This window comes from Methylocystis sp., assembly GCF_051061285.1.
In the GTDB taxonomy this organism is placed as follows: Bacteria; Pseudomonadota; Alphaproteobacteria; order Rhizobiales; family Beijerinckiaceae; genus Methylocystis.
Genome location: NZ_JBPFEA010000010.1, coordinates 131,323 through 156,066 on the forward strand (window position 1 = coordinate 131,323; position 24,744 = coordinate 156,066).

Annotated in this window: 30 protein-coding genes; 9 read left to right on the forward strand and 21 right to left on the reverse strand. The window is 60.3% G+C overall.

Going from position 1 to position 24,744, the window contains the following annotated elements:
- Positions 1–7 precede the first annotated feature (7 nt).
- The 4 genes from ACR65T_RS03305 to ACR65T_RS03320 all read right to left on the reverse strand — a co-directional run bounded on the left by ACR65T_RS03305 (position 8) and on the right by ACR65T_RS03320 (position 2,947).
- A complete protein-coding gene (locus ACR65T_RS03305; protein ID WP_434495150.1) occupies positions 8–682 on the reverse strand; it encodes a TetR/AcrR family transcriptional regulator in 675 nt (224 codons plus the stop codon).
- A gap of 76 nt (positions 683–758) precedes the next feature.
- A complete protein-coding gene (gene proC, locus ACR65T_RS03310; protein WP_434495151.1) occupies positions 759–1,577 on the reverse strand; it encodes a pyrroline-5-carboxylate reductase in 819 nt (272 codons plus the stop codon).
- Positions 1,574–2,077, reverse strand: coding sequence for a YbjN domain-containing protein (locus ACR65T_RS03315; RefSeq protein ID WP_018408237.1), 504 nt, complete (start codon positions 2,075–2,077; stop codon positions 1,574–1,576). Before ACR65T_RS03315 ends, proC begins: the two co-directional genes overlap by 4 nt.
- Positions 2,078–2,452: 375 nt before the next feature.
- Positions 2,453–2,947, reverse strand: a complete 495-nt coding sequence (locus ACR65T_RS03320) for a L,D-transpeptidase (protein WP_123177579.1) — start codon at positions 2,945–2,947, stop codon at positions 2,453–2,455.
- Positions 2,948–3,303: 356 nt separating this feature from the next.
- Here ACR65T_RS03320 and ACR65T_RS03325 point away from each other — a divergent pair, with 356 nt between their 5' ends.
- On the forward strand, positions 3,304–4,185 hold the full coding sequence (locus tag ACR65T_RS03325; protein WP_434495152.1) for a methyltransferase domain-containing protein: 882 nt from the start codon (positions 3,304–3,306) through the stop codon (positions 4,183–4,185).
- 112 nt (positions 4,186–4,297) lie between these two features.
- Here ACR65T_RS03325 and ACR65T_RS03330 read toward each other — a convergent pair whose 3' ends face one another.
- Positions 4,298–4,657 carry a protease inhibitor I42 family protein gene (locus ACR65T_RS03330; protein WP_434495153.1) on the reverse strand — a complete coding sequence of 120 codons (360 nt, stop codon included), beginning with the start codon at positions 4,655–4,657 and terminating at the stop codon, positions 4,298–4,300.
- A gap of 70 nt (positions 4,658–4,727) precedes the next feature.
- Positions 4,728–5,390 (reverse strand): methyltransferase family protein, encoded by a 663-nt coding sequence (locus tag ACR65T_RS03335; protein WP_434495154.1) that lies wholly within the window; start codon positions 5,388–5,390, stop codon positions 4,728–4,730.
- Positions 5,391–5,579: 189 nt separating this feature from the next.
- Between ACR65T_RS03335 and ACR65T_RS03340 the strand changes: the two genes are divergently transcribed.
- On the forward strand, positions 5,580–6,056 hold the full coding sequence (locus ACR65T_RS03340) for a hypothetical protein (protein WP_434495155.1): 477 nt from the start codon (positions 5,580–5,582) through the stop codon (positions 6,054–6,056).
- Between the two features lie 344 nt (positions 6,057–6,400).
- Here the strand turns inward: ACR65T_RS03340 and ACR65T_RS03345 are convergent, their stop codons facing one another.
- Positions 6,401–6,622: a hypothetical protein gene (locus tag ACR65T_RS03345; RefSeq protein ID WP_434495181.1), complete on the reverse strand. Its 222-nt coding sequence runs from the start codon at positions 6,620–6,622 to the stop codon at positions 6,401–6,403.
- Between ACR65T_RS03345 and ACR65T_RS03350 the strand changes: the two genes are divergently transcribed.
- The 3 genes from ACR65T_RS03350 (at position 6,606) to ACR65T_RS03360 (ending at position 8,468) form a co-directional block, all read left to right on the forward strand.
- Entirely contained in the window at positions 6,606–6,701 is a 96-nt protein-coding gene (locus tag ACR65T_RS03350; protein ID WP_434495179.1) for a hypothetical protein, read from the forward strand. The two genes, ACR65T_RS03345 and ACR65T_RS03350, sit on opposite strands and share 17 nt — an antisense overlap.
- Positions 6,702–6,810: 109 nt before the next feature.
- A complete protein-coding gene (locus tag ACR65T_RS03355) occupies positions 6,811–7,623 on the forward strand; it encodes a uridine kinase (protein ID WP_434495156.1) in 813 nt (270 codons plus the stop codon).
- Between the two features lie 11 nt (positions 7,624–7,634).
- A complete protein-coding gene (locus tag ACR65T_RS03360; RefSeq protein WP_434495157.1) occupies positions 7,635–8,468 on the forward strand; it encodes a molybdenum storage protein subunit alpha in 834 nt (277 codons plus the stop codon).
- A gap of 142 nt (positions 8,469–8,610) precedes the next feature.
- Here the strand turns inward: ACR65T_RS03360 and ACR65T_RS03365 are convergent, their stop codons facing one another.
- Positions 8,611–10,971, reverse strand: a complete 2,361-nt coding sequence (locus ACR65T_RS03365) for a TonB-dependent receptor (RefSeq protein WP_434495158.1) — start codon at positions 10,969–10,971, stop codon at positions 8,611–8,613.
- Between the two features lie 341 nt (positions 10,972–11,312).
- Here ACR65T_RS03365 and ACR65T_RS03370 point away from each other — a divergent pair, with 341 nt between their 5' ends.
- From ACR65T_RS03370 to ACR65T_RS03385, 4 genes are all read left to right on the forward strand, one after another.
- Complete coding sequence (locus ACR65T_RS03370; RefSeq protein WP_434495159.1) at positions 11,313–12,311, forward strand: LLM class flavin-dependent oxidoreductase; 999 nt, start codon at positions 11,313–11,315, stop codon at positions 12,309–12,311.
- Positions 12,308–13,333 (forward strand): ABC transporter substrate-binding protein, encoded by a 1,026-nt coding sequence (locus ACR65T_RS03375; protein WP_434495160.1) that lies wholly within the window; start codon positions 12,308–12,310, stop codon positions 13,331–13,333. The genes ACR65T_RS03370 and ACR65T_RS03375 overlap by 4 nt, the downstream gene beginning before the upstream one ends.
- 3 nt (positions 13,334–13,336) lie before the next feature.
- The gene (locus ACR65T_RS03380) at positions 13,337–14,338 is read left to right on the forward strand and encodes a FecCD family ABC transporter permease (protein WP_434495161.1); all 1,002 of its coding nucleotides are present in this window, start codon (positions 13,337–13,339) and stop codon (positions 14,336–14,338) included.
- 62 nt (positions 14,339–14,400) lie between these two features.
- Positions 14,401–15,108 carry an ABC transporter ATP-binding protein gene (locus ACR65T_RS03385; protein WP_434495162.1) on the forward strand — a complete coding sequence of 236 codons (708 nt, stop codon included), beginning with the start codon at positions 14,401–14,403 and terminating at the stop codon, positions 15,106–15,108.
- 83 nt (positions 15,109–15,191) lie between these two features.
- Here the strand turns inward: ACR65T_RS03385 and ACR65T_RS03390 are convergent, their stop codons facing one another.
- From ACR65T_RS03390 to ACR65T_RS03450, 13 genes are all read right to left on the reverse strand, one after another.
- Complete coding sequence (locus tag ACR65T_RS03390) at positions 15,192–16,013, reverse strand: hypothetical protein (protein ID WP_434495163.1); 822 nt, start codon at positions 16,011–16,013, stop codon at positions 15,192–15,194.
- A gap of 11 nt (positions 16,014–16,024) precedes the next feature.
- Entirely contained in the window at positions 16,025–16,621 is a 597-nt protein-coding gene (locus tag ACR65T_RS03395) for a YkgJ family cysteine cluster protein (protein ID WP_434495164.1), read from the reverse strand.
- Between the two features lie 200 nt (positions 16,622–16,821).
- Positions 16,822–17,361, reverse strand: a complete 540-nt coding sequence (locus tag ACR65T_RS03400) for a DUF2478 domain-containing protein (RefSeq protein WP_434495165.1) — start codon at positions 17,359–17,361, stop codon at positions 16,822–16,824.
- Between the two features lie 16 nt (positions 17,362–17,377).
- Positions 17,378–18,247: a xanthine dehydrogenase gene (locus ACR65T_RS03405; RefSeq protein WP_434495166.1), complete on the reverse strand. Its 870-nt coding sequence runs from the start codon at positions 18,245–18,247 to the stop codon at positions 17,378–17,380.
- 303 nt (positions 18,248–18,550) lie between these two features.
- Entirely contained in the window at positions 18,551–18,781 is a 231-nt protein-coding gene (locus tag ACR65T_RS03410) for a TrmO family methyltransferase domain-containing protein (RefSeq protein WP_434495180.1), read from the reverse strand.
- Between the two features lie 461 nt (positions 18,782–19,242).
- Entirely contained in the window at positions 19,243–19,440 is a 198-nt protein-coding gene (locus tag ACR65T_RS03415; RefSeq protein ID WP_434495167.1) for a hypothetical protein, read from the reverse strand.
- Positions 19,441–19,488: 48 nt separating this feature from the next.
- Complete coding sequence (locus ACR65T_RS03420) at positions 19,489–20,418, reverse strand: LysR family transcriptional regulator (RefSeq protein ID WP_434495168.1); 930 nt, start codon at positions 20,416–20,418, stop codon at positions 19,489–19,491.
- Between the two features lie 16 nt (positions 20,419–20,434).
- Positions 20,435–20,722, reverse strand: coding sequence for a hypothetical protein (locus ACR65T_RS03425; protein WP_434495169.1), 288 nt, complete (start codon positions 20,720–20,722; stop codon positions 20,435–20,437).
- A gap of 95 nt (positions 20,723–20,817) precedes the next feature.
- On the reverse strand, positions 20,818–22,023 hold the full coding sequence (locus ACR65T_RS03430) for an NAD-dependent formate dehydrogenase (protein WP_434495170.1): 1,206 nt from the start codon (positions 22,021–22,023) through the stop codon (positions 20,818–20,820).
- 218 nt (positions 22,024–22,241) lie between these two features.
- The gene (modC, locus tag ACR65T_RS03435; protein ID WP_434495171.1) at positions 22,242–23,345 is read right to left on the reverse strand and encodes a molybdenum ABC transporter ATP-binding protein; all 1,104 of its coding nucleotides are present in this window, start codon (positions 23,343–23,345) and stop codon (positions 22,242–22,244) included.
- Positions 23,342–24,058, reverse strand: coding sequence for a molybdate ABC transporter permease subunit (gene modB / locus ACR65T_RS03440; protein ID WP_434495172.1), 717 nt, complete (start codon positions 24,056–24,058; stop codon positions 23,342–23,344). The genes modC and modB overlap by 4 nt, the downstream gene beginning before the upstream one ends.
- A 157-nt stretch (positions 24,059–24,215) precedes the next feature.
- Positions 24,216–24,422 carry a TOBE domain-containing protein gene (locus ACR65T_RS03445; protein WP_434495173.1) on the reverse strand — a complete coding sequence of 69 codons (207 nt, stop codon included), beginning with the start codon at positions 24,420–24,422 and terminating at the stop codon, positions 24,216–24,218.
- Between the two features lie 93 nt (positions 24,423–24,515).
- Positions 24,516–24,744 (reverse strand): outer membrane protein (locus ACR65T_RS03450; RefSeq protein WP_434495174.1); only part of this gene is annotated, 229 nt, incomplete at its 5' end.

Sequence of the window (24,744 nt, forward strand, 5' to 3'; positions counted from 1 at the left end):
TACCCAATCACGCGCGCGCGTGGGGATAGCCGCTGTCGTCGTCGTGGTAATCGCGCCCACGTCGCGTCCGCCAGCCAAACAGGCTTTGCGCGAAGGAATAGAAGGGCCGCGTCAGTCTCGCGAGATCCTCCGCCCGATCGACGTAGCGCTCGCCGCGCGTGAGTTCGCGATCGAGCGTCGACAGCGCGTCATGAATATCGCCCGCGAACCAATCCTCGAGCACGCGGCTCCAAGCCAGCGCCAACCCCTGCAGTTTGAGCGAGCCGACCGGGCCCTCGCTGTCGATGTCCGCCGCCTCCAGCATGAAGCGCATCGAGTTCACGGTTTCGCGGTTGAGCGCCGCGGCGGTGAGCGGATCGCGCGCCGCCCAGCGGCCGACGCTCGCCAGCGCCTCACGATGCGGTTCGAGCGAATCGAGCCGGCGGCGCAAAACATCATAGAGCCGCTCGCGCGCGGGTTCGTGCGAGGCTTCCTTGGGCGCCGCGTCAAGAACCTCCCGGTCGATGCGCCGAGAGAATGCCCCCATGATTGCGCCCTTCGACGGGAAAAGTTCGCGCAGATCGGCAAGCGAGATGCCGGCCTCATGGGCGATATCGGTGAGCGTCACGTCGCTGAACTCTCGCCGCGTCGCGAGCCGAAGCGTCGCATCGATCACTCGGTCGCGGGAGCCGCCGCTGGTCATATCTGTCTCCAGGTCCGAAGGAATTTTCTAGTAGTATTCTATTGTCGCCGGGCCGCGGGACAAGGCGTGCGCCGTCTCAACCGGAAAGTTCCCCTGCCCGGCGCTTCGCCGCAGCTACGGCGCGGCGCATCAGCGCGGCGAGGCCCTCCGGCGCCTCAAGAACCTCAAGCGCCGCCGCCGTCGTGCCGCCTGGCGAGGTCACGCGCCGGCGCAATTCGTCAGGGCCTGTCTCGGGCTGTCGGCGCATCAGTTCGCCGGCGCCTTCGACCGTGGCGCGGGCGAGCCGCGCCGCCAGGTCGGCCGGCAGGCCGGCTTCGGCGCCGGCGGCGGCAAGGCATTCGGCGAAATAGAAGACATAAGCGGGACCCGATCCGGAAACCGCCGTCACCACGTCGATGAGCGCCTCGTCATCGACCCATTCGACGCCGCCGACCGCGCTCAGCAATGCGTCGGAAAACGCCCGCTGAGGCGCGCTCGTCGCCGCGCTGGCGAAGGCGCCGGTGACGCCGCGCCCGATCGCCGCCGGCGTATTGGGCATTGCGCGCACCACGGCTTGCGTCGGCAGGCGCGCGGCGACGTCCGCGATGCGCTTGCCGGCGAGGATCGACACGACAACGGAGTCGCGCGCCACGAAAGGGGCCGCCGCCGCGGCTCCCGCGTCCAGCGCCTGCGGCTTAACGGCGAGAACCACGGCGTCGCAGGGAGCCGCCGCGCCGTTCAGCGCGTAGCCCTGCGCCGCGCACAACTCCTGCAGCCGCTGGGAGGGCTGCGGCTCGACGATCGACGCTGCGCCCAGCAAATTCTGCGCCGCCCAGCCTTCGAGCAACGCCAGCCCCATGTTTCCGGCGCCGATCAGAGCGACCGACTTTCCGCGCAGCCCGCCCGCGTCGGTCACGCCTCGCCTTTCGTCTCGAAATTGGCGGTGGCGAGCGCTTCCCTGGCGTTCTTTCCGGCCCAGAGCACAAATTGAAAGGCTTGATAATGCCGCTCACACGCCTGAAGCGCATTGTCGAGCAAGGCCGCGCATTGCGTCGCCGAGGGCTGCGCCCCTCCCGTCAGGATGAGGCCATGACGGTGCATCGCCACGCCCTCCTTCGGCCAGAAGTCGAAATGCCCGATCCACATCTGCTCGTTGATCGCATTGACGAGCGACATCAGTTCACCGCGCCTGCGCTCGGGCGCCTTGAGATCGAAAGCGCAACTGACGTGCAGCGTTTCAAGCTGCGGAAGCCAAGTAAAAGCGACGTGATATTCCGTCCAAGCTCCGGCGACGGAAATCGAAATCTCGTCTTCATCGTCTCGATCGAAGGACCAATCATTGGTGGCCGCAAGTTGCTCCACAACATCCACCGGATGTTCAGCGCGTTCCGTTTCTTTTTCCGTTGCGATCAGCATGTGCCAACCTTTTTCTCAATGTCAGCATAACGCGGCGACTAAAAGACAGGCGACGATGCGTCGTGGAGCTTGGCGTGAGGGCGCCTCCTTTTCAAGCGATTGATTCAAAGTCGAATCATCTCTTGCGATCACTATACTCCACGCAAGAACTCTGACGCCAAAAAAGCGATCGACAGACCGTGTTCGGGACGGAGACTGCGGGATTCGCATGCCTGCGTCCATGCCGCAGCCGCCCTCGTCCACAGCCACGCGCGCCAAAAAAAGCTCTGGATAAAGGACGAAATCGCACGGCGGGCGCGAGCGCCCGCGGAGAACGAAAAAGCCTCGTCCGCTCGGTCGCGGGCGAGGCTTGCGTTTTTTGATGGATCGCCTGGGCTAGCGCGTCATCATGACCGGCGATCCGACGCTCACGCGATCGTAGAGGTCGGAAACGTCCTCGTTCAACATTCGGATGCAGCCGTAGGAGGCGGCCGTGCCGATTGATGCGCGCATCCTCTGGGTCGTGCCGTGAATCGCCACTTCGCCGCTGCTGAGCGTCAAAGCGCGCACGCCCATCGGGTTGCGCGGCGAGCCGCCACGAATGAAATTCGGCAGTTCCGGGTGATCGGCCTTCACCACCGCTGGCGGAACCCAGTCGGGATTGACATATTTTCCCTCGATGGATGTCGCGCCCGACCATTCCTTGCCGCGCTTGGGAACGGCCACGGGATAGCTGATGGCGACTCCGGTGTCGACGACGTAGAAAAGCCGCCGTTGGCTGGCGCTGATGACGACGGTGCCGGGAGCGACGTGGGGAGAGAAAGAGACGATGTTGCGCGCATTCGCGTCTTGCGGAAGCGCGGCGACGCCAAGTCCGACGACTGTCGCCATCAAAACTGCCTGAAGCGTTCCGGCGGACGTTCCGCTTGACGTTCCGGTTGCCGTTCCGATTGACTTGGCGGTATGGGATCGACGCAAGAAAGCAAACAGTTTACGCATGACGCTACACCCTACGTATTGAAGCCTCGACAGCGACTTCTCGAATGGCGGCAGTCTAACTTTCGCCACGATCTTGTCGAAACGTTTCGCGTTTTCAGGTTATGGCTTAACGTTAAGATAATTTGGGATGTTCTATCGTCGCGACCGCTTCGCCTCAGATCATCGCTTCAAAATTGCGCCATCCTTTCGTCGAAATTCGTGCGCATTGCGCACTTGCAGGGTAACTGGCGCGGGCGCGGTAATAAGGCATGAGCGAGACAGCCGGACCGCCGAAGATTTTTAATCGCGCGCTGCTGCGCCGGCGCTTGCGCCGCGCCACGTCACGCGCCATGTCAAAATGCGCGCCGGATTTCCTGATGACGCGCGCCGCCGACGATCTGCTCGATCGCCTGCTGACGGTGAAGCGCGAATTTCCGCGCGCGCTCGATCTCGGTTCGCCAAGCGAACATTTCGCGCAAGCCGTCATGGCGAGCGGCCGTGCGCGGCCTTTGCGCGCGAGCGGCTTTGCCGGCGACGTCATCGCTGACGAAGAAGCTCCGCCCTTCGCACCGGGCTCATTTGATTTGATCGTCTCGGGCATGTCGCTGCAGTGGGTCAACGATCTGCCGGGCGCGCTGGCGCAAGCGCGACGCATGCTTGCGCCGGATGGACTCTTCCTCGCCTGCCTCGCCGGCGGCGCCAGTCTTGTCGAGCTTCGCGCCGCGCTCGCGCAGGCCGAAGAAGAAATCACCGGCGGCGCAAGTCCTCGCGTATCGCCTTTCGTCGACGTGCGCGACATGGGCGGTCTGCTGCAGCGCGCCGGCTTCGCTCTCCCCGTCGCCGACGTCGACAGCTTCACGCTGCGCTATGAGTCAATCTTTGGGCTGATGAAGGATCTGCGCGCGATGGGCGCCGCCAACGTCCTTGTCAAACGGACACGCAAACCGTTGCGGCGCGACGTCGTCGCGCGCGCCGCGCAAATCTACGCCGAGCGCTTCTGCGACGCCGACGGACGCGTGCGCGCGAGCTTCGAAATCGTCTGGGCGTCGGGCTGGGCGCCGCATGAGAGCCAACAAAAGCCGGCGAAGCCCGGCTCGGCGATGATGAGTCTCGAGGACGCGATGAAATCCACCCGTGAGAGCGACGCCTGAACAAGCGCTTCCCGATCACATGGAATCATGTGTTCGATAAGGAATCGCTCAAATTCAAAACGTTGGAGCAGGTTCTCATCGAAAAAGTCTGTCAACTTTTTCGGAACCTGCTCTAAGGCGCGACCTCCACCTCGACGCTGCGGGTTTGAACGGGCGCGGGCTCCCATGGCCGCTGATAGGCGAAGACGATTTCGGCGTGTCCGGGTTTGAGCGCGCGGATTTTCCAATGGCGCATGCTGGGGCTGCCGACCATGCGCCGCCGACCGCCGCTGCGGCCGCCATCCGATATCGACAGAATGTCGAGATCACGGCTCGCAGCCTGATCGATGCGCCAGGAATAGCCGGTCGTGACATTCTCCTGCAGCGTAAAGATCGCGCTGCCGCCGGGCGCGAGCTTTATGACGTCATCCGCCTGCGCGGGGAACGCGATGAAACCACTGAGCAGCAACAGGCGCGACAGCAGACGCTTCATGAGTTTCCCTTTGCCGCGTTGGCGAACCGTAGTAATGCTGCGGGCGCCGTCCGCTCCCAAGTCTCGCAAGCTAATATATGCCCGGAATGAGCCGCGCCGTACGTGCGCGATAGGCCTCATAGGCCACGCCGAACTCTGAGCTCAACAAGCGTTCCTCGGCGTTCATGCGCGCGACAAGCGGCGGAATATTCGCCAACGCCATAAGGACGCCCACCGCCGTATTGAACGCTAGCCCCCAGCCGAGCGCCGAGATCAAGAGGCCAAGATAGCTCGGATGTCTGATGCGGCTGTAGAGTCCCGTGGTGACGAGTTCGTGGCCCGGCTGAATGGCGACGAGGCCGCTGAAGCGGCGCCCGAGCACAGCGACCGGCCACAGCCGCAACGCCCCGCCAACCGCGAGCAGCGCGACGCCGAGCCAGCGCACGGCGTCGCCGTCCAATCTCCACAGTCCCTGCCGATCGGCCCAGGCGGGCAGATAGGCGCCGAGAAGTCCGATGACGAAAAAAGCCGCGATGACCCATCGATTGCCGCGGTCCTCGCGCAGGCCGGAACTGAGATTGCCGCCAACGAAGAACGACGCGCCTCCAAGCGCGATTGTGACGACGACAAGCGCCGTCCGCGCCGGATTGGCGAAGTAGGCGTCAACCCCGCCGGCGCCGAGGATCGCCAGCGCCAGATAAAGGCCGATGGACAGCGCCACGGCCAGGGCGCGGATCAATAGCTTCTGAGACATAGCTAACGCCATCCCTCGGCTTGGCCTTTTGTCAGTTCGACCCCTCCTGACCGCTTCAATTTTACTGTGTCGGACGCGAATGGTAAAAGCCTTCGACTTATTCCTGAACTTCTCATTGGATACCGACAGTTTGCCCTTTCCTAGAGAAGCGCCGCTTTCGCCAATACGCTAGCTAGCGCGGAGCGCAAAATGGCCCCTAAGGCAGGCTACAAAAGATTCAAAGGCGCCGTTACAGATTATCTATTCGCGTTTGCGCTCATTATTCTGGCTCACGCTGGCGCGAACGCCGAAGAGTCTACCCTCAGAGCGCAATTCGCCGGTCTTACGCGCATGACCTATGACGCTGGCCATGGCACGCAGATCGAATACAATGCGCCCAATGGACGAAGCTATCTTTGGTATCCAGGCAACTCCGTCATTCTGCCGGCGTATTGGCGAATGCAGGGGAACGAGATTTGCTATCTATATCCAGGAGCAAGCTACAATCCCGTCATGCAAACCCGCGGGGGCGACTGGGAGTGCCAATCAGCTGCGCATTCGCTGAGCCAGACGAAGGAACGGATGCGCGGCGATCCCTTCGGTCTGTCGCGGACAAAGCGCCCGCCATTTGTGCTGAGCTCTGATCAGACCACCTTTCAGGAACTGCGAAGTCAGGCGCGCCATTGAAGCACCGCAGCGGCCTCCTGCAGCTTCGAACGCGCCTCGGCCATCTAACTTACTTTCTGCATTTCGCAGTCGCCAGGCCGCGGGTGGCGAACCAGACTGACTTTACCTGGCCAGGGCATTTTCCGCATGTCACGCGACCTTTCGGGCTGACATAAGCGCAAAGCCCGCGCGCCAGGCACTCGTCCGTCGTCACGGGTCGTGCGCTGGCCGCAGAGGTGATAACGCCGCCGCCAATGCAGGCGGCGATGCCGAGGAGCCGGAGATTTCGCATAACAAACTCCTTTAAATGAAGAGGACAGTTCGAACGCCCGCTAATTAGCGTTCCCGGCAAATTGGGAAAGCGATCATATTCGCGCGAGGAAATTGTACGATTTATTGGTCGATATGAGGCGCCGATGAAGATATCCGGGACCGAAGCCAGAGAGCCGCTTCTCGAGCTTATCCAGCGCGCCGAAGCCGGCGAGGAAATCATACTCACACACCACGGCCAAGCGGTTGCGCATCGGCAACCGATCGGCGAGACGCGAGCCGGCAAAACTCATCGGGCCGATGCTAGAGCGATTCATCGCAAGCGATCGAGGATTTGCGACATCGCGCCGCACGGCGATGCCTGAAGAAATTAGGCCCTTCTCAAGACGAATATAGGGATGCACCATAAGCAAGTCATGCTCATGCGTGCCCTTTCCTTGGGCAGATACGTAAACTGTGTCGAGTTACTCGGAAAGCAATACAGGAAGCGACGAAAGGCATTGCGATGACCAACACGACGAGGGAACTCGAGGCGCTCCTGATGCATCGATCGCTCACCGACCCAGAACTTCTGGCGGCGGCGGAGGCGGCGACGGACTACCGCATTCTCCCAGACGCGACGGTAATCAAGATCGGGGGGCAAAGCGTCATCGACCGTGGCCGTGCGGCCCTTTACCCCTTGGTGGATGAGATTGTCGCCGTCCGCAAGTCGCACCAGTTGCTCATCGGGGCCGGAGCCGGCACAAGAGCCCGGCATCTCTACTCGATAGCAGCGGGACTTAATCTGCCGGCTGGCGTGCTCACGCAACTTGGCTCCTCGGTCGCCGATCAGAACGCCGCGATGCTGGGACAGCTCCTCGCAAAATATGGCATCTCCGCAGTCGCCAGCGCCGGGCTCTCGGCCGTGCCGCTCTACCTCGCCGAAGTGAACGCCGTCGTTTTCAGCGGTATGCCGCCTTACAGCCTCTGGACGCGCCCTGCGCCCGACGGCGTCATTCCACCCTACCGCACGGACGCCGGATGCTTCCTCCTCGCTGAGCAGTTCGGCTGCAAGGCGATGGTCTTCGTGAAGGACGAGAAGGGCCTCTATACCGCCAATCCGAAGACTTCCCAGGACGCGAAATTCATCTCCAAGATTTCAGTCGACGAAATGAAGGCGCAGGGGCTGCACGACTCGATCCTTGAGTTTCCCGTGCTCGATCTGCTGAAAGTTGCGCGCCACATCCACGAGGTGCAGATCGTGAATGGCCTCGTCCCCGGCAACCTGACCCGCGCGCTCGCCGGAGAGCATGTCGGCACCATCATCACAGCCCGCTGAGAGCCCCCGCCATGACCCATGCAGCCGATAGCATCAAGCACGTCGCTTCTCCGCTCGCGCGTCAGACTCTCCTCGATGGCGAACTCACCCGCCCCGTCGCTGGCGGCCGCCCAATTCGGCTTCTCCCCTGGTTACAGGTCGTGAAGATCGGCGGCCGATCCATCATGGATCGCGGCCGCGACGCGATCCTCCCTATCGTCGAGGAGATAAGAAAACTCCTGCCGGAGCATCGTCTGCTCCTTCTGACCGGCGCCGGCGTGCGGGCCCACCATCTCTACAGCGTTGGACTCGACCTCGGCCTGCCGGTGGGGTCGCTCGCCCCGCTTGCCGCAAGCGAGGCCGGCCAGAACGGCCACATACTCGCGTCGTTACTTGCTCCGGAGGGGGTCTCCTATGTGGAGCACCCTACCATCGCCAATCAGCTCGCCATCCACCTGTCCGCCGCCCGCGCAGTAGTCGGCAGCGCTTTTCCTCCTTATCACCACCATGAATTCCCGACGTCTCGCATCCCGATCCACCAGGCCGATACAGGCGCGTTTCTGCTCGCGGACGCGCTGGGCGCTGCCGGACTAACGATCGTGGAGGACGTTGACGGAGTGTACACAAGCGATCCCAACGGACCTGGCGGGGAAAAGGCGCAGTTTCTCCGCGAGACAACCGCCGCGCATCTCGCTAAGCAGGAGGGCGCACTGCCGTTCGACCGCGCGCTCATCGAAGTTATGGGGACCGCACGCCACCTGGAACATGTGCAAGTCGTCAACGGTCTCGTGCCGGGTCGACTTACGGCCGCACTGCGCGGCGAGCATGTCGGAACGATCGTCCACACCAGCGCGCCCCCTGCCTAAGCACGCCCTCCATAGGGCTAGTCTAGGTTTCCCCCAAGCCAGAGAGGCGACCTGGAAGCGGTCGGCGAAGTCGCCAGATCTACTGTCGTTCTGCCTTTTCAGATTCGGCGATCGCGCCTTCCCGGGATGCTCTCTCCCCCTCTTAGAATCGATAACCGACTTTCGCCATCACCGTGCGGGGCGCGCCAGGAAAGTAAATTCCTGAACTCGATGTCTGCTGATAATAGCCGTTGCTGATCTGTCCGATATAGGCCGTGTCGAAGATGTTCATCACCGCAAGACTGGCGTTAAGCGTCCCGAAGTCGAAGTTCCTTTCGTAGCCGAAATTGAGGTCGAGCGTCGCGTAGCCAGCGATGGGTTGAAGCCCTGTCGTATCGCCCGAACGCGAGCTGACGATGTGGACGATCGGCGTGAAGATGAAGTCCAGGACGCGCAAATTGCTGCCCACCGTCGAGATCCAATAGGGCACGTCTGGCAGTTGCCGTCCTTTCACCTGATTGTTGAAGCGCGTGAGCAAGGACGCGGTCGCGAAAGAGGGAAGATCCTGGACGAAGACGGCGCGCTGGTAGCCGATCGAGCCGAACAGGTCAATTCCCTCGATCGGTGAGAATTGCCCGAGCGCCTGGGCGCCGTAGTTTTCGCTTTCACCGACATTCTGGCCATATGGCGTTCCGATGCCGGGATCGTAGATGACCGCTTTGTTGTGATTGCGCGAATAATAGACGGTCGGCTGGACATATCCCGATCCGATCCATTCATTGAATGTCCAACGAGCGCCGACGTCAACCATTGCAGAGGTTTCCGGCCGCATCGCCCGCCACACCTGGTTTGCGCTGATTCCGTTCCTTAGAAAGGTGGCGGAGTTTTGCTGGTAGGCGGGCCACACGTCGAAGGAAGGTCCGCCATAGCCCCCGCCGGCGCTCACCCTCAGTTGCAAGTCTTTCGTGACGTCATAGGCCAGCGCGCCAAAGGGCAGAAATGTTCCGACAGTGAAGCTGTCGACGCTCCGCGCTGGAATGACGCTCGGCGACAGAGCAAGCGCCATGTCGTAGGGAAACGCGCCAAGTCCCGTCGCCGTGCGCGCGTCGATGCCGGCCATCGTCTCCCAATTGTAGCGAACGCCGCCGGTCGCATGCAGCGGCCCGAAATCGCGCGAAGCGGTGCCATAGGCCGAATTATTGACATGGGATCCCGTCTGCCGAGCGAGGATCGCCCAGTTCGGGTTCGTCAATCCGCCAAGAACGTTTGGCGCGTACATCTTCCATGCCGTCGGCGGGCCAGGAAGGTTCTGCACGCCATACCAGTGACCAAGCGTGACGTCGGTTTCCAGAATGCGGGCCTGGAGTTCGCTCGTGACGCCGAAGCTGTCGTGATTGATCAGCCAGTTGCGAACCATGCCGTTCGCCATGCCGTCCAGATAGTATCCATCCTCCCGAAAATAATAAGGCTTGACGACGAGCCGCATCGCATCGTTGAACTTCACCGTGAATTCGCCGAGCGCCATCCAGCTATCGAAGGATTGTAGATTGTAATTGTAGTAATTGACGGCCAAAGCCGGAATCCTGCTCGAAACCGGCAGGAAATTGTAGAAGCGGTTCGCGTCGAGGGAGCGCACCTGATTGTAGTTCAGGCCGGCGTAGGTATTGGCGTTATAGTTGCTCTTGGCGATGAAGACCTTCGCCTCAAAAAAATCGGTCGGCCTCGTTTCGATCCCTACCGCGAAGCCGGCCTTTCCCTGCGGCGCTTTGCCGGGTCCACGCCAGGCGTGCGCGTCCGTCCAGGAGCCGGACAGGAAGAATTTGGTCGTGCCGTTGAGGAATGCGCCTGAGTCGATGCGCGCGAAAGTTCTAAGAAAGCTGGCCGAGCCGACGGACTGAGAGACCTCGGCGCCGAATTTGTCGGAACTCCACCTGATGCGCGTGTCGATGACGCCCGGTAGCGTAAAATAGGAATTGACGTTCGAAGGAACGGGTCCCTGGTAGAGATCAATTCTCGACAGATTTTCGCTATCGATCATCATCGTCGATCCTGGACCAGGATTGATGCCGTTGATCGGCAGTCCGTCGACGAGCGTGATGCTGTTGCCGTGCTGGCTCACCTCGCCGCGGATGCGTATGCCTTTGAAGCTGCCCGGGAGATTCGCGAGTCCGTAAGGGTCGATCGCCGGCGCGTCGACTGACGGCAGATAGCCGACCGCTCGGATCGGATTGGCGCCGCCGCCGCCGGTCGCAAGCTGAATCCCGCGGGCATCGACGCGATAGGTCGTGGACGGTGAGTCCGGGACAACGCCGATAATGGGACTTGTCTTTGGAGTTACGTCGCCGCTTGGCCGGGATTCGGGAACAGCACTGGGTTCGCGGTCGGCGCCGCTCGCGCCGATGGTGATCGGCGGAAGATTGGTCTGTGCGGTCGCGCCCTGCGCGTAAAGCAGCAACGTTACGACTGAGACGCCTGCACTCACGGCGCCGATATTGCGTTTGCGGATTTTCAGGATGCGAGTCATTTGATGCCCTCAGCCGCGCATCCTTGATGCGCTATATACCTTATATATACAACGATAGCTGAGGCTGTGCGGCAAGGGTATATTATTGGCCTAATTTCAATTACTTCTGGGTGTTGCAGCGCTGCAACAATTTGTCGTCAGCGTGGGCATATCGCCTAATTTATATTCGCAAGCACACTCCATTGGAGTTGAGTTAGATATCGCCGTCGCTTCCGCGGCCGGCGGGCGCGTAAGTTGAAGGCATTACCGCTAAATCTTTGCGCTTGTCGAGCGGCTGGGCCAAAGGTATTGACCGATCGCTATGTGTTTTATCTAGATAGCGACTCGCGGGTGGTCCCCATATGCGATTTGGCGTTTTCTGCACATATGAGAATCCAAGGGGCGATTACCGGCTCTGCTATGCGGCGCAGACGGAACTCGTTCAGCGCGCTGAGGCCCTCGACTTCGACGAAGCCTGGGTCGCCGAACATCATTTCGATCCCGACGCGGCGAGCCCCTCAATCCTGACGCTGCTCGCTTATCTTGCTGGCGTCACGACTCGGATACGCCTGGGTTCTGCAGCGGTGTTGCTCGCTTTCCGCAATCCAATTCAGGTCGCTGAAGATGTCGCGACGATAGATCTGCTGTCTGAGGGACGCTTCAATTTCGGCGTCGCCAAAGGAGGCCCGTTTGCTCTGCAGAACAAGCATTTTCTCGCGGGGCAGGATCTCACGCGCGATATGACGCTAGAGGCGTTGGAACTCGTCAACCGGCTTCTATACGAGGAGCGCGTCACTTTTTCGGGCGACTATTATAAGGCTGACGATGTCGCGCTCGCGCCCAAGCCCCTACAGAAGCCGATTCCGACCTATGTCGCGACGACGACCACGGCGGCGATCGAATATGCGGCGCGGCGCGGCTTTGGGATAATGGGCGCTTCGCCCATTCCATTGCCGCGCATTGTGCAGCTCGTCGCCGACTATGAGGCGGCGGCCCCTGGAGCAGACCCGCGTCTTGCTTTGGCCCGCTTCTATTACGGCGCGCCGACGCGCGCCGCTGCGTTGTCGGAAGCTGTTCCCTTCATCAGGCGCTTCTCCGAGCGAATGCGCGGAATCTTCCTGGCGCGTGGCGAAAGCGTCGCAAATTTTGATCCGGACGGCATCCTCGAGCGATCGCTCATCGGCGGCTTTGACGAATTGCGCGAGAAAATCGCTTCGCTTCATGAGCAGACTCGGTTTCGGTCCTTGCTGCTCAAACCCACGTCGCTCGAGGCTGACAAAAACCTGCGCGCGCTTGACGATTTCGCCAACCACATCCGTCCCTTTCTGCCTGCGAAGACGAAACTGGAACAGGCCTCATGAAACGATGGTCGATCGCCCTCTTGGCGTTTGTTCTGATCTATTCGGCGGCGCCGCCTGTCGCCGGTCGCGAGATCATCGACATGGCGGGCCGTCACGTGACAATCCCGGACAAGATCGCCAAGGTTTATGGCTCCTCCCCGCCTGTCACCCTGCTTCTTTACGCCTTGGCGCCCGAATATATGGTTGGGCTCAACATGCCTTACGCAAGCGCCGAACCCAAACTTCTGCGCAAGGAAATCGCGGCGTTGCCCGCGCTCGGCAGCCAGTCGGGCATGGGCCGACAACTCAATCCTGAAGAAGTGTTGAGCCGGCGGCCAGACCTCGTCATCGCCTGGCTCGACCGTTTCGTCGATACAGCCAAAGCCGAGGCCAGTTTTGCGAAAATCGGCTTGCCGGTCGTCTTTATCAAGCTGGATGCGCTGGCCGAATATCCAGCCGCGTTCCGCTTTCTCGGCGCGCTTTTCGATCGAGAGGACAAAGCCGAAGAGTTGGCGCGCTACATAGAGATAGCGCAGGCGCGCGTCGCCAAGGCGGTCGGCGACATTCCGCCTGCGCAGCGGATGCGGGCGTATTACGCCGAAGGCCCGGATGGCCTCGCGACCGAATGCGACAAGAGCTTTCACGCCGAACCCATCGCGCTCGCCGGCGGCGACAATGTTCGGCATTGCGAGCAGTCGACGCATATCGGCATGGAAAAGATCAATCTCGAACAGCTGATCGCGCTGCGGCCTGAATTGATCCTCGCACAAGACAGGGCCTTTGCTAGAAGCGTCTTAGAAAACGCCAACTGGCGGAATGTGCCGGCTGTCGCCCAAAAGCGCGTCGTCTATGTTCCTCATGCGCCGTTCAACTGGCTTGATCGTCCGCCGAGCTATATGCGCGCGCTCGGCGTGCAATGGCTCGCCAATTTATTTTATCCCTCTCGCTACCCGCTCGATCTGAACGCCGAGACCAAGACGTTTTACAAGCTGTTCCTCGGCGTCGAGATCGACGACGCCGATATCGCACGCATCATGAACTGACGCATGGCCCGGTTTTTTCTGCTACCTCTGTCGCTATTCGTCGTGGCGATAGCGTCGCTAACGATCGGACGTTATCCGCTGACGCTTTACGAACTCGCCGCCTTTCTTGGGGCGCAGATCGGCGTCGTCGCCATGCCGCAGGAACGCGCCGACCTTATCTTCAATATTCTTATAGAGATCAGGCTGCCACGCGTTCTCGCCGCCGCATTGATCGGCGCCGCGCTTTCGACGTCCGGCGCGGCGTTTCAGGCGGTATTCCGCAACCCGCTTGTTTCGCCGGGCATCCTTGGCGTGCTTGGCGGCGCCAGTTTCGGGGCGGCGCTCGGCATCCTTTTTTCCGGAAACTGGTTGGTCGTGCAGATGAGCGCCTTCTTTTTTGGCGTCGCGGCGGTGATGATAGGCGTTTTTGTCGCCAATCTTTTCGGTCGCGCCTCGATCGTCATGCTGGTTCTCGGCGGCATGATTTCTGGCGCCTTCTTCACGTCGCTGTTGTCGATCATGAAATATGCCGCTGATCCAAATGATCAGCTTCCCGCCATCGTCTACTGGCTAATGGGAAGTCTCGGCGGCCTCGACCTTTCGCAGATCGGCGTCGCAGCTGCGCCGATCCTTGCTGGCATCGTGATGCTGTCGATTCTGGGGCGCGCGCTCGACGCGCTTTCCATGGGCGACGATGAGGCGCGTGCGCTCGGCGTGCCGGTTGAGCATGTGCGCTATTCGGTTATCGCCATCGCGACGCTCGCCTCGTCGCTGTCGGTGGCGCTTGCCGGCATGATCGGTTGGGTCGGTCTCGTTGTTCCTCATGCCGCGCGTCTGCTTCTGGGACCGGTGAACAGCCGTCTGCTTCCCGCGAGCGCATTTCTCGGCGCCACTTTTCTGATTCTCGCAGACTGTCTGGCTCGAAGCGTTGCGGTCGCGGAAATCCCGATCGGAATCATTACCGAGTTGCTGGGCGTTCCCTGCTTCGTGCTGGTATTGCGTCATGCCCGGAGAGCATGGCTATGAGCGCTCGCGTTGGAGCGCGGCTTGAGGCCCGCGCGATATATTTTTTGCGCGCGGATCGTACTGTGCTCACTGGCGCTGATATTTGCGTCTCTTCCGGAGAGATCGTTGCGCTGCTGGGCGCCAATGGCGCAGGAAAGAGCACGCTGTTTCGGGTCATGCTCGGACTGGAAAAGATGACGCGTGGAGACGTACTGCTTGACGGCGCATCAATCGCGACGTTAAGCCAGCGCGAAGTCGCGAGACGCGTCGCCTATGTGCCGCAAGCGCACGTGGCCCCATTTCCCTATCTGGCGCGCGATGTGATCATGATGGGAAGGCTGCCGGCGACGGGGCTTTTTGCGGCGCCAACCGCCCAAGACGAGGCCGTCGTTTCCGAGATTCTGGCGCGGCTCAAAATTACATCGCTTGCGGCGCGACCCTATACTGAAATCTCAGGCGGTGAACGCCAGCTGGTTCTGATTGCGCGGGCGCTTGCGCAAGGCGCGCAAATCCTTGTCATGGACGAACCATTGACTGGGCTCGATTACGGTTACCAATTCAAAGCGCTGCGTCTTTTTTCGCAGTTGGCCGCGGCTGGATGCGGCATTCTGTTCAGTACGCATCATCCGGAACATGCATCGAAAATCGCGTCGCGCGTGGCGGTTCTCGCCGATGGAAAGATCATCGCAGATGATGAGCCTATGAAAATCATTACCCCTAAGATGATTGAGTTGATATATGGCGTCCATGTCGATGCCGATGATCTGGCCGCGTCGCGCACCTTCGTCTGAAGGGGCGCTCGCACAACGATGGTTTTGACCCATTGCGTCTCGCAAAGAACGCGCAATTCGCCATCCTAAACCGCACCTAAATTTCACCACCAATTTCCGACGGGCAGCGGCGTCAATCCGTCACACTCCATCTCGACCGCGAACGAAACGCCGCGTGAGATCAACTGGCTCCGGTCGCTGATGCCGACGCAGCGTGCCGTCGGCAAAGTCGCGATCTCAACGAGCGGCGCGCCGGCGCTGACAGCACGTTTTTGGCGCGCAACGCCACGAACGCGACCAGCGTGTGGCGCTCGGATCTCAACGCCGTCAACGGAGCCGAGCGACGCGCCCTGTTCCACGAAGGCCCCGATCATTAGTTCGCTGAGAAACTGACCTCGCGCCGGCGCGCTCACGAGGAATTCATCCGGTTGCCGGCGTACGGCCCGGGCCCCGCTGCGCCATGGCGCATCGCCCTGCCGCAGGATGGCGCCGGGATCAGGTCCGTCGATCTCGATGACGAGATCACAATCGACGCCTGCGCTGAAACGCGAGCCCAATCCAATCGTGACATCGGCGAGATGCCTGAGCGGCGGCGCTGGCCCCTCTTCTTCTCGCGCGACGATAATGACATCCCAGGGCCACCGGTCGATGACCCCGCCCAAAGGAGCCCGCAACAGCGGTATGAATTCCCTTGTCCGCAGCCCCAGCAGAAACTCCGAACTGACGTCCGCGCGCCGCGCTTCTATGCCGTCGAGATGCGCGTTACCGTCATACCATGCGTCAGCAAAGCACATCTTGCGACGCAGGAATTCTGGCGCGGTCGCCCGATACAGCACAACGGCATAGCCCTCGGCGAAAAGGCGACGCGCCGTGGCGGACGCCTCCTCGCCGACGCCGCAGACCAAAATGGTTTTGTCCTTGACCACGGGCTTCGGCTCTAAACGCTTATAGCGTCGAAAATGGCGCCGGCTTCGACGGGATTGAAGTCTGGAATTCGGGCCCGCGCCAAGGGATCCTGCCCCGATATCCATCGTTCGAGCGCATCCGGCGCTGAGAGCGCGCAGTTGAGAGCGCCACTGACCTCGTAGAGCCCCCAGGCCAGCCCGTAACGCCGAAGCGCCGCCATCAAGGCGTTTTGCACAATGCTGCGGACAAAGAGATGCGATGCAGAGACCGGCGTTTCAACGGCTTCACCACGCGCAGCGGCGACGCATAACGCCTTGTCGAAGGCGGCATGACCACGGCAAGCGAGCGGACGCACTTTATAGGCGAGGCATAATTCGCCTTCGATCAGCGGACAGGCGTATTGGACCAACATTCGCTGTTCTTCGGACAGGCCGCCAATGGCCTGATCGGCGTCGGCGATGCGCTTGAATAGCATTACGTCGCGCTCCGCGAAGGCGGCGGCGTTAACGGAGACGAAGCGCGCGAGCAGAAATATTTCCGGAGCCGTAGCGGCGACGCGGAGGCGGCAGCAGGCCGCGCATTCTCCATGGCAGGCGAGCGTTGGTTCGCCTTCCGCCTGGATTTCCACGTTTTTGGAAAAGCCATCAAAAGCTTGCGCACAGAGCAGAGCGACGAGTTCTGGGCGTGTCCGGCACGAGCTTATCGTTTCGCTGAAGGCATGCGACGTGGCCTTGAAGAAGGCCGAGGGACCAGAATCTCCGATCATCGATCTTGCTCACCCCTTCGCCATTGAGAGTTTGCATAAGCTCGAATTGGGCTTGCCCGCGATCAATTTGCGATCATGCCTGCGGTGGAAGACTGCCCTCGCCACCAAGTCGCCAAGGCGCCGATGTCGGCTTCTACATATTCCGACAGCTCGCCGGCAAAGCAATCCCAGTCCTGCGAAACAGGCGCAGATACGGCCGTAATAACAGGAATGTCGGCGAGAATGGCTGCACGGAAGGCGTCGCACAGACCGCTTCGCGAGGCTTCCAGCTTTCCGAATTTGCTCAGCACGACCACGTCAACGCCGCGATCGATCGCCTGTTCGACGAGACCGCATGCGATCGCCAATCCGCCCGGATCTAGATTACATGCCTCTGACCCGGCGCCGAGCTTCTGCGAAATTGGAATTGTTTCACCCGAGGCGATGTCTTTCACGCTTAGGCTCTTGCAGTCTCCGGCGCCCCCGCATGCCGACTCCTCGATGATCCCCGCGACGCGGAACCCCTGGGATTGGAGCTCTCGGGCGAAAGCCGAAAGCGTGCCCTGGAGTTCGTGACTGGTCGCGCCCTGAAGGGCGGCGATGCGTTTTATAGGCAGGACCATCTGCGCCTCCAGTTCCCTAGTGAAGTCTCAACAATTGCGGTCTGAACACATGTCTTCGCGTTGGCGTCTTTTCTATCGCCGCGACGACGGCCTTCGCGATCCTGCGCCCACGCTCGTCGCTACCGGTCCAGCATGCGGAGCGACCTCTCGGATCGATTTCGACAAGCTTCGCGCCGGCGAGCGCATGGACGCCGTCGCGCGCGATGCCCCTCAGATAGCCGTCCATCGGCGCGCGCACGGCTATTCGGTCTTGGTAGCCGAGCACAAGGCCCCGGAAAATCATCGCGCCGATGTCAAGCGGAGTCCGCCACACCCCATCACATTCCGAATAAACGAAACGCTCCTTGCCAACGCCGCCCAAGGTCCGTGCGACGCCGTCGCCAAGTCTCGTTTCGCCCATTTCCACGAGCGCGCCCGTGCTGGCCGGATGGGTTTCTATGGCGATGTCACAGTTGTGATTGACGGCGAATTTCGGGCCGACGCCGATAGTCAGCCGTGCGAGGCCGCGCAAATCCGGGGTCGTTCGGCTTTTCTGCATTCTTGCGTCGACGACGACGGCGGGCGACTTTAGCGGGGTGATGTCCGTCAGCTGTCGGTGCGTAACGACGACTCTTCCCGGATCAGAGAGCGCTTCTACGATCTCCATTGTCGTTTCGGCGCGCTGCGCAACGACTCCATCGACCTCAGCGCGATCGTCATAAAGAGCGTCATGAAAAGCCATTCCGCGTCGGATAACAGGCGGGAAAGGATCGTGGCTCATCACGACCCGAAAGCGCTCCCGAGACAGCCTTGCCGCAATCGCCGAGGCGATCTCGTTTGTTCCAAGAATAATGACGAAACCATCGGGTCTACTCGTCAGAAAACCCCGCGCGGGCTGATCGTCCATGGCCGAACTCCTTCCGGAGCGGCCGAGCAATTCCTGGGCCATCGCTATGTTGTATGTATATATAGCGTATCCGACGATCGACTTCCTTGGGCTAAGCGCCTGCCGCTGGGCTAGTTAACTCCAATTGTAACAAAGCATACATCTTTGTCGGCGACCCTGAGAACTCTGGGCAGCCGCGACCGCCACGAATGGGAAGCAGCTCAGGCGAGTGCGCCATAGTCAGGCGACCGGAACGGGAGAGAAACCGAACAACTTGCGTTCAGGTTTGATGTCGAGCAGCGGAGTCCCGTTCATACAATCCAGTCAACAAACAATAAGCCGGCGCCCTTCCCGGCTTTCCAGGCGAACGACCGAGGAGCCGATGGGATTGGGCCGCATCGGCGAACGCAGAGATAAAGTTCCCCGCGGCGTCGGGAGGCGGTGGGCGCTTTGAAGGACCAAATCCTGGCGCGCCTGGTGAAACCAATAGAGGACCTCAAGCTGCGGATAACGTTCTATCCCCTTCCGGGCTTCATTCCATCCTCGAAAAATCATCCGCGCAGGTTTCGGCAACAACAATGTCGACACCTGCGCGCGGGTTTGCCACTCGCCGATGGGCTACGGGCTGAGTCAGGCGTACGGAACCTCAGCCGAAACGCAGGATTTCGATTCCGTCGAGGTATCAGACGTCATTCTCATCATCGGCTGGTGCCCTACGGATGTTGAGCGACGTGATCTTGCTGAAAATATAATCTTGTTTAAGCGAACGCGTTATGTACACTTACTACATAATGACAAAGGCTTTCGGGATTGCAATCGGAGAATCACACGAGATGGCAGTAATCAGCGCTCTTCGCGACGACGTCGAGATGTTACCAGCGAGTCCACAAGGCGATGACGCCAGGGCCGCCAGTCCTGTTCTTGTCCACGTCCGTTTCCGGCCAGACGGATCTATCGGACATATTACCGACCTTCCTGCCCATTTGAGCGCAGATGAATGGTTCAAATTGCTTTGCTCAGGCATCGGCGACAAATATCATGCGCGCGCGGGAGGAAGGGGTTTTTTCAGAACTACACGGCTGGAGCTCAAGTCCATCAGTAATCCCCCACTGTGAGAATTCCATCAGCTGCGCCGCCACGTCGAGCTGGCGCAACTTCACTTCGATCTTCGGGAACGTCGCGCCGAGAGTCGTATGTTCGTGCGGAAACTTCAAAGAATCGGCTCGGCCTTTTGGCGAGATTGCATCGGCGACTGATTCCGACTAGCCGCCCACGCCTGAACTCATATTCTCCAAAAAACTGAACTGGGATTCAAAATCGATCTGCTGAGAAACTGCCCAGACTGCAGAAACGAGCGGCGCGGCGGGCGCGGCATTGAGCGCAATTAGTCCAATCACGCGGTTCAATTCCGGCCTCAGCGGAATTGCCGTCAGCTCCTCGCGCAGTTCGAAAAGCGCGAGAAGGCTGTGCGGCATGATGCTGTAAATCTCGGCGCATCTGACGTTCGAATAGAGCGCAAAAACAGAGTCCGTCTCGACGACAGCGCGAGGGGAAACGCCGGCGCGGCTAAACGCGGCGTCAATTATGCGCCTGTTCTGCATATTGCGAGTCAGCAAACACAAAGGCAGCTCTGCAGCATCGCGCCAGCTCATCGATGAGCAATTGTTCAGCGAGGCGGCGTCGCGCGCCAGCAGCACATAACGCTCACGATAGAGAGACAGCACGCGAAACCTCTGTAGGTTTTGCTCTTCGAGGTAGGTCAGGCCGATATCAATCTCGAAATTTTCGAGCCGGCGGATAATTTCCTCGTTGCTGAGCGATTGCACTTGCTGAACGACGTCTGGAAACGCTCGCCAGTAAGGCCCGGTCAGAAGCGACATGATCGGCATTGCCGTCGGAATGGCGCCCATGCGCAGAGACCCCTTCAGCATATCGCGCGAAAGCGCCGCCTCTTGCTTTAGACCCTCCCAGGCCGAAAGGGTCTGACGCGCCCAACCCAAAATGCGTTCGCCATCCTCGGTGAGCCCAACGAATTTCTGTCCGCGTTCGACGATTGAGACGCCGAGTTCTTCCTCCAGATGACGTATGGCCGACGACAAGGCGGGTTGAGAAACGCAGCAGGCTTCCGCCGCACGCGCGAAATGCCGTTCGCGGGCGAGCGTAACCAGATATTCGAGTTGCCGAATGAACATCCTGCCCGCCCGGCAATCAGGGATTCTGTGTCGCCTGCTCGCTATTGTAAATAGCGCGCGGGAAAATCAACACTTCGCGAAATCGGAAATGAAACGGGATGTTGATGAGCCTGGCGCCATCACCAATCGCGAGATTGTCTCTTGTTCTCAAGATCTCGGCGAGCTTCGCAGCCTGCGCTGCAGTCAACGTCATTCGGCCAAGACAGGCCGCCGTAACCCATTCCTTGCTCGATCGGATTTGGGCGGCGACGTCCGCCCATTTCAGTCCACAAGCAACTTTAGCGGCGACAATTTTCTCGGTCACGGCGAGCCTCGTCATGGAATATTCAGTCCGGTTCAACGGGAGTAACAGCGCGATGGCGAAAGGCGCGACGTGATCGCGCCCTTCTTTTGTCGCCGTCAGCCAACTTTCTCGAAGCGCGCCGCTTCCTCTGAACCGCCGGTGGCGTCGCCTTCGCTGTAGGAATGCGCGCCGACGCCCGCCAGTTTGCCGCCTTGCACGACGAGATATTCGTTGCGGATCGGCCGGCCTTCGAAATAGCACTCGAGAATCTCGCGCACCCCTGCCGCATAACGCGTCTGGGCCGAGAGGCTGGTCCCAGAAATATGCGGCGTCATGGCATGGTAAGGCATGGTGCGCCAAGGATGGCCTTTTGGCGCGGGCTGCGGGAACCAGACATCGCCCGCGTAACCGGCAATATGTCCGCGTTCCACTGCGCGAACCAAAGCGTCGCGATCAACGAGCTTGCCTCGCGCAGTGTTGACGATATAAGCGCCGCGCTTGAAGAACTCGAGCGTCCGCTCATTGATCATGTGCTCGGTTTCGGGATGCAGCGGGCAGTTCAGCGTTACGACGTCACAGACCTTTGCCAGACCCTTCAGGGTGGAGTGATAGGTTAGGTTCAGCTCCTTCTCGACAGCCTCCGGCAGACGATGTCGGTCCATATAGTGCAGCCCGACGTCAAACGGCTTCAGCAGCCGCAGCACGCGCAGACCGATGCGGCCAGCAGCCACTGTGCCGACCTGCATGGCCTCAAGATCGTATGAGCGCGATACGGCGTCCGCGATGTTCCAGCCGCCGTTGACGATGATATTGTGCGAGGGGACGAAATTGCGCACCAGCGCAAGAATCGACATCAGGACGTGCTCAGCCACAGCATTGCTGTTGCAATAGGTGACCTCGGCGACGGTGACGTTGTTCGTGATTGCAGCCTGTAGGTCGGTGTGATCCGAGCCGATGCCCGCCGTTACGATCATCTTGAGCTTCTTTGCTTTGGCGATGCGCTCGGCGGTCATATAGGCCGGCCAGAACGGCTGCGAGATGACGATCTCAGCATCAGGCAGTTCACGATCAAGCACGCTGTCGGCGCCATCCTTGCTGGAGGTGACGACGAGCTGATGGCCGTTGGACTCCAAATATTTACGCAAGCCGAGTTCACCCGAGACGCTGCCGAGCAATGTGCCCGGCTTGAAGTCGATCGCCTTGGGCGTCGGCAATGTCTGGCCGTCTGGATAGATTTTCGGCTGCGGGACGTCGTCCCGGGCGTAGGCCTTCGGATAGCCGCCGATCGGGTCGTCATAGAGCACACAAACGATTTTAGCCATGGCCGGATCCTCTCTGTTAAAGATTTGATTTTCGTAGTCTAGAGAGCGACGCCGGCCGGTAACTCTGGTATCGTTATATATACGATATATATGTCAGCGTCGCCGCCCGCCTTTTGGTTCGATCGGGCGCGCCAGTCCAAGTGTTTCGGCGGATGATGCGATAAGCGCGGCTTATGGCCGGCCAGACTTAAATCGCGTGGGAGCGAGGCCAGAGTGGCTCACTCGCCCTGAGCGCTCGCCATGCCAATTGATCGCTCGTCGAGAGCAGCTGTCTTGAACAACGCATAAACTTGAGATCCGACCTTCAGGACAAGATCTTCGAGGGCGCCCCTTGTAATCGTCGCGAGAAGTTGCCCGTCGTCCTTTAGCTCAATGGCGACCGTCGCGATCGGCCCTTCAAATTGTATATTCGCGATCTTACCCCACACGACGCTGCGAGCGCTGATCTCTTGAGGCGGAATAAGCGACAGTACGACGTCCGTCGCTTTGACAATGACGCGCGCCACACTTCCTAGCGGACCCGCCGAACCTGTGATCCAGATCGTCCCCGCTGGATGTTTCAGCTTCGTCAACCCGTGTGCGAGAGATTTTTCCTCGACCGTAGCGCTCAGGACAGAGGAGCGATCGAAGCGGTTCGCCGCAGGCTCATAAGCGAGGCGATTGAGCGCCTGCTCCGGAGCGCCAGCTGACTTCACTTGCCCCGCGTCAAGGATAACGACGCGGGAGGCCAGCCGAACCACCTCTTCGACAGCATGTGTCACATAGATGATCGGCACATCGAACTCGTCCCTGACGCGCTCGATCAATGGCAGGATCTCAAGCTTGCGATCCATATCGAGCGCCGCGAGCGGTTCATCCAGGAGCAGCAGCTTGGGGCAAGAGAGCAAAGCGCGACCAATGGCGACGCGTTGTCGCTCGCCGCCCGACAGGCGCGTTGTCGAACGCGAGACGAGATTTGTAATTCCCAGGGTTTCAACAACGGCGTCGAAATCGATCCGTCGCTCGCCGCGAGGCGCAAACCAGCGGCCGTATAGCAAATTTTGCCTTACGCTCATGTGAGGGAAGAGATTGGAATCCTGAAAGACGAGTCCGATACGTCGGCGCGACACAGGAACGAAAACGCGCGCCTCAACGTCTACGAGCGACTCGCCGTCCAGCCTCACGTAACCGGCGTCCGGCCTCGTCAGTCCGGCGATGATACTGAGCGTCAGCGATTTCCCTGATCCGGATTGCCCGAACAGCGCCGTTACGCCCGCGCCGTTTGCGAAAGCAACGTCGAGGGAGAACGTCCCAACTTTTAACCTCACGTCGACCTCGATCATTCGACGTTCCCGAGACGCTTCTCCGCACGTCGCTGAACGATCTCGGACGCCATGAGGGCGAAGAGCGCGATGAAAACCGAAACGATCGTCAGACGCATCGCGCTCTCGTCACCACCTGGAACCTGCGTGTAACTGTAGATCGCCGCTGAAATCGTCTGTGTTTCTCCCGGAATGTTCGAGACGAACGTAATGGTCGCGCCGAATTCTCCCAGCGCCTTTGCAAAAGCGAGAATCGCTCCGACGATGATCCCAGGAACTGCGAGCGGGAGGTTGACTAAGAAGAACGTCCATAGCCAGTTCGCGCCGAGGGTCTCCGACGCCAACTCCAAGCGTCGATCGATCGCCTCGAAGGATAACCGCATCGCGCGAACCATCAACGGAAAGCCCATGACGGCGCAGGCGACCGCCGCGCCTGTCCAGCGAAATGAGAAAACGATGCCAAGCTCTGCGAGATAAGGGCCGAATACGCCTTTGCGTCCAAGCAACATCAGCAGGACGAAGCCCGTGACGACGGGAGGCAGCACCAGCGGCAGGTGAACCAGCCCGTTAACGAGGGTCTTGCCAGGGAACTGACGCCGCGCAAGCGCGTAAGCCGTAACAATCCCAAAGGGAAGGCTGGCGAGAGTCGCCACAGTCGCGATCCGCAAGGAGAGCCGTATCGCCGTCCATTCAGCGGGCGACAGTTCGAAAAGGGCGACAGAAGGAAATTCCATCAATGCGGCGTCCTTTTTGCGACCTCGACATTACGATTGATGGAACGCGATCACGCTTCATCAAACCTTGATCCGCCGCTGTCTTATTTGTGGCCGGCGATGCAGATGCGCGAGAAAGGAAGCGCCGCCAAGTTGCCCCTGAACGGCTCTTCGTAGGTCAGACCACAGCGACCATCACGTCGGAAGCCTTGATGACGGCCTTCACCTTCACGCCCGTTTTCAAACCGAGTTCATCCACCGACTCATTGGTGATGGACGCTGTAATGGCGGCGCCGCTGGTGTCGATCAAAACGTGGGAGGTGGTGACCCCCTTCTTGATTTCCTTAACGGCGCCGTCGATGACATTTCGAGCTGATATCTTCATTTCTATCTCCAATATTACCTACGAGAGCCTTGTTGCGGACGTTGCTTGCGCCGATCTGCAGACGTCGTCCGCTGCAGAGATGACCAGAACTCCCTACTTTGCTTCTGCGATGCTGATGAGATCGAAGTGACGGTTGACGCCGGCATGGATCAGATTGCCATTGAAGCGGGTCGAACTTGTTGCGCCGTAAGCGTAAACGCCGGTCGATTGCGCCGCGTAATTGAACCCTTGAGCGGCCCCGAGATCGTAGCGAAGATAGTCGATCTTGACGCTCCAGTCGGGCGTGAACATCCATTCAGCGCCGCCGCCCGCCGTCCAGCCG

Bases quoted from the DNA above. Each gene is read 5' to 3' on its own strand.
- ACR65T_RS03365 (WP_434495158.1), bottom strand. From the start codon at position 10,971: ATGACTCGCATCCTGAAAATCCGCAAACGCAATATCGGCGCCGTGAGT.
- ACR65T_RS03340 (WP_434495155.1), top strand. From the start codon at position 5,580: ATGGCCCCTAAGGCAGGCTACAAAAGATTCAAAGGCGCCGTTACAGAT.
- ACR65T_RS03305 (WP_434495150.1), bottom strand. From the start codon at position 682: ATGACCAGCGGCGGCTCCCGCGACCGAGTGATCGATGCGACGCTTCGG.
- ACR65T_RS03420 (WP_434495168.1), bottom strand. From the start codon at position 20,418: ATGTTCATTCGGCAACTCGAATATCTGGTTACGCTCGCCCGCGAACGG.
- modB (WP_434495172.1), bottom strand. From the start codon at position 24,058: ATGGAATTTCCTTCTGTCGCCCTTTTCGAACTGTCGCCCGCTGAATGG.
- ACR65T_RS03370 (WP_434495159.1), top strand. From the start codon at position 11,313: ATGCGATTTGGCGTTTTCTGCACATATGAGAATCCAAGGGGCGATTAC.
- ACR65T_RS03405 (WP_434495166.1), bottom strand. From the start codon at position 18,247: ATGGACGATCAGCCCGCGCGGGGTTTTCTGACGAGTAGACCCGATGGT.
- ACR65T_RS03335 (WP_434495154.1), bottom strand. From the start codon at position 5,390: ATGTCTCAGAAGCTATTGATCCGCGCCCTGGCCGTGGCGCTGTCCATC.
- ACR65T_RS03380 (WP_434495161.1), top strand. From the start codon at position 13,337: ATGGCCCGGTTTTTTCTGCTACCTCTGTCGCTATTCGTCGTGGCGATA.
- ACR65T_RS03325 (WP_434495152.1), top strand. From the start codon at position 3,304: ATGAGCGAGACAGCCGGACCGCCGAAGATTTTTAATCGCGCGCTGCTG.
- modC (WP_434495171.1), bottom strand. From the start codon at position 23,345: ATGATCGAGGTCGACGTGAGGTTAAAAGTTGGGACGTTCTCCCTCGAC.
- ACR65T_RS03410 (WP_434495180.1), bottom strand. From the start codon at position 18,781: ATGATTTTTCGAGGATGGAATGAAGCCCGGAAGGGGATAGAACGTTAT.
- ACR65T_RS03400 (WP_434495165.1), bottom strand. From the start codon at position 17,361: ATGGTCCTGCCTATAAAACGCATCGCCGCCCTTCAGGGCGCGACCAGT.
- ACR65T_RS03360 (WP_434495157.1), top strand. From the start codon at position 7,635: ATGACCCATGCAGCCGATAGCATCAAGCACGTCGCTTCTCCGCTCGCG.
- ACR65T_RS03445 (WP_434495173.1), bottom strand. From the start codon at position 24,422: ATGAAGATATCAGCTCGAAATGTCATCGACGGCGCCGTTAAGGAAATC.
- ACR65T_RS03330 (WP_434495153.1), bottom strand. From the start codon at position 4,657: ATGAAGCGTCTGCTGTCGCGCCTGTTGCTGCTCAGTGGTTTCATCGCG.
- ACR65T_RS03345 (WP_434495181.1), bottom strand. From the start codon at position 6,622: ATGAATCGCTCTAGCATCGGCCCGATGAGTTTTGCCGGCTCGCGTCTC.
- ACR65T_RS03350 (WP_434495179.1), top strand. From the start codon at position 6,606: ATGCTAGAGCGATTCATCGCAAGCGATCGAGGATTTGCGACATCGCGC.
- ACR65T_RS03355 (WP_434495156.1), top strand. From the start codon at position 6,811: ATGACCAACACGACGAGGGAACTCGAGGCGCTCCTGATGCATCGATCG.
- ACR65T_RS03320 (WP_123177579.1), bottom strand. From the start codon at position 2,947: ATGGCGACAGTCGTCGGACTTGGCGTCGCCGCGCTTCCGCAAGACGCG.
- ACR65T_RS03375 (WP_434495160.1), top strand. From the start codon at position 12,308: ATGAAACGATGGTCGATCGCCCTCTTGGCGTTTGTTCTGATCTATTCG.
- ACR65T_RS03315 (WP_018408237.1), bottom strand. From the start codon at position 2,077: ATGCTGATCGCAACGGAAAAAGAAACGGAACGCGCTGAACATCCGGTG.
- ACR65T_RS03430 (WP_434495170.1), bottom strand. From the start codon at position 22,023: ATGGCTAAAATCGTTTGTGTGCTCTATGACGACCCGATCGGCGGCTAT.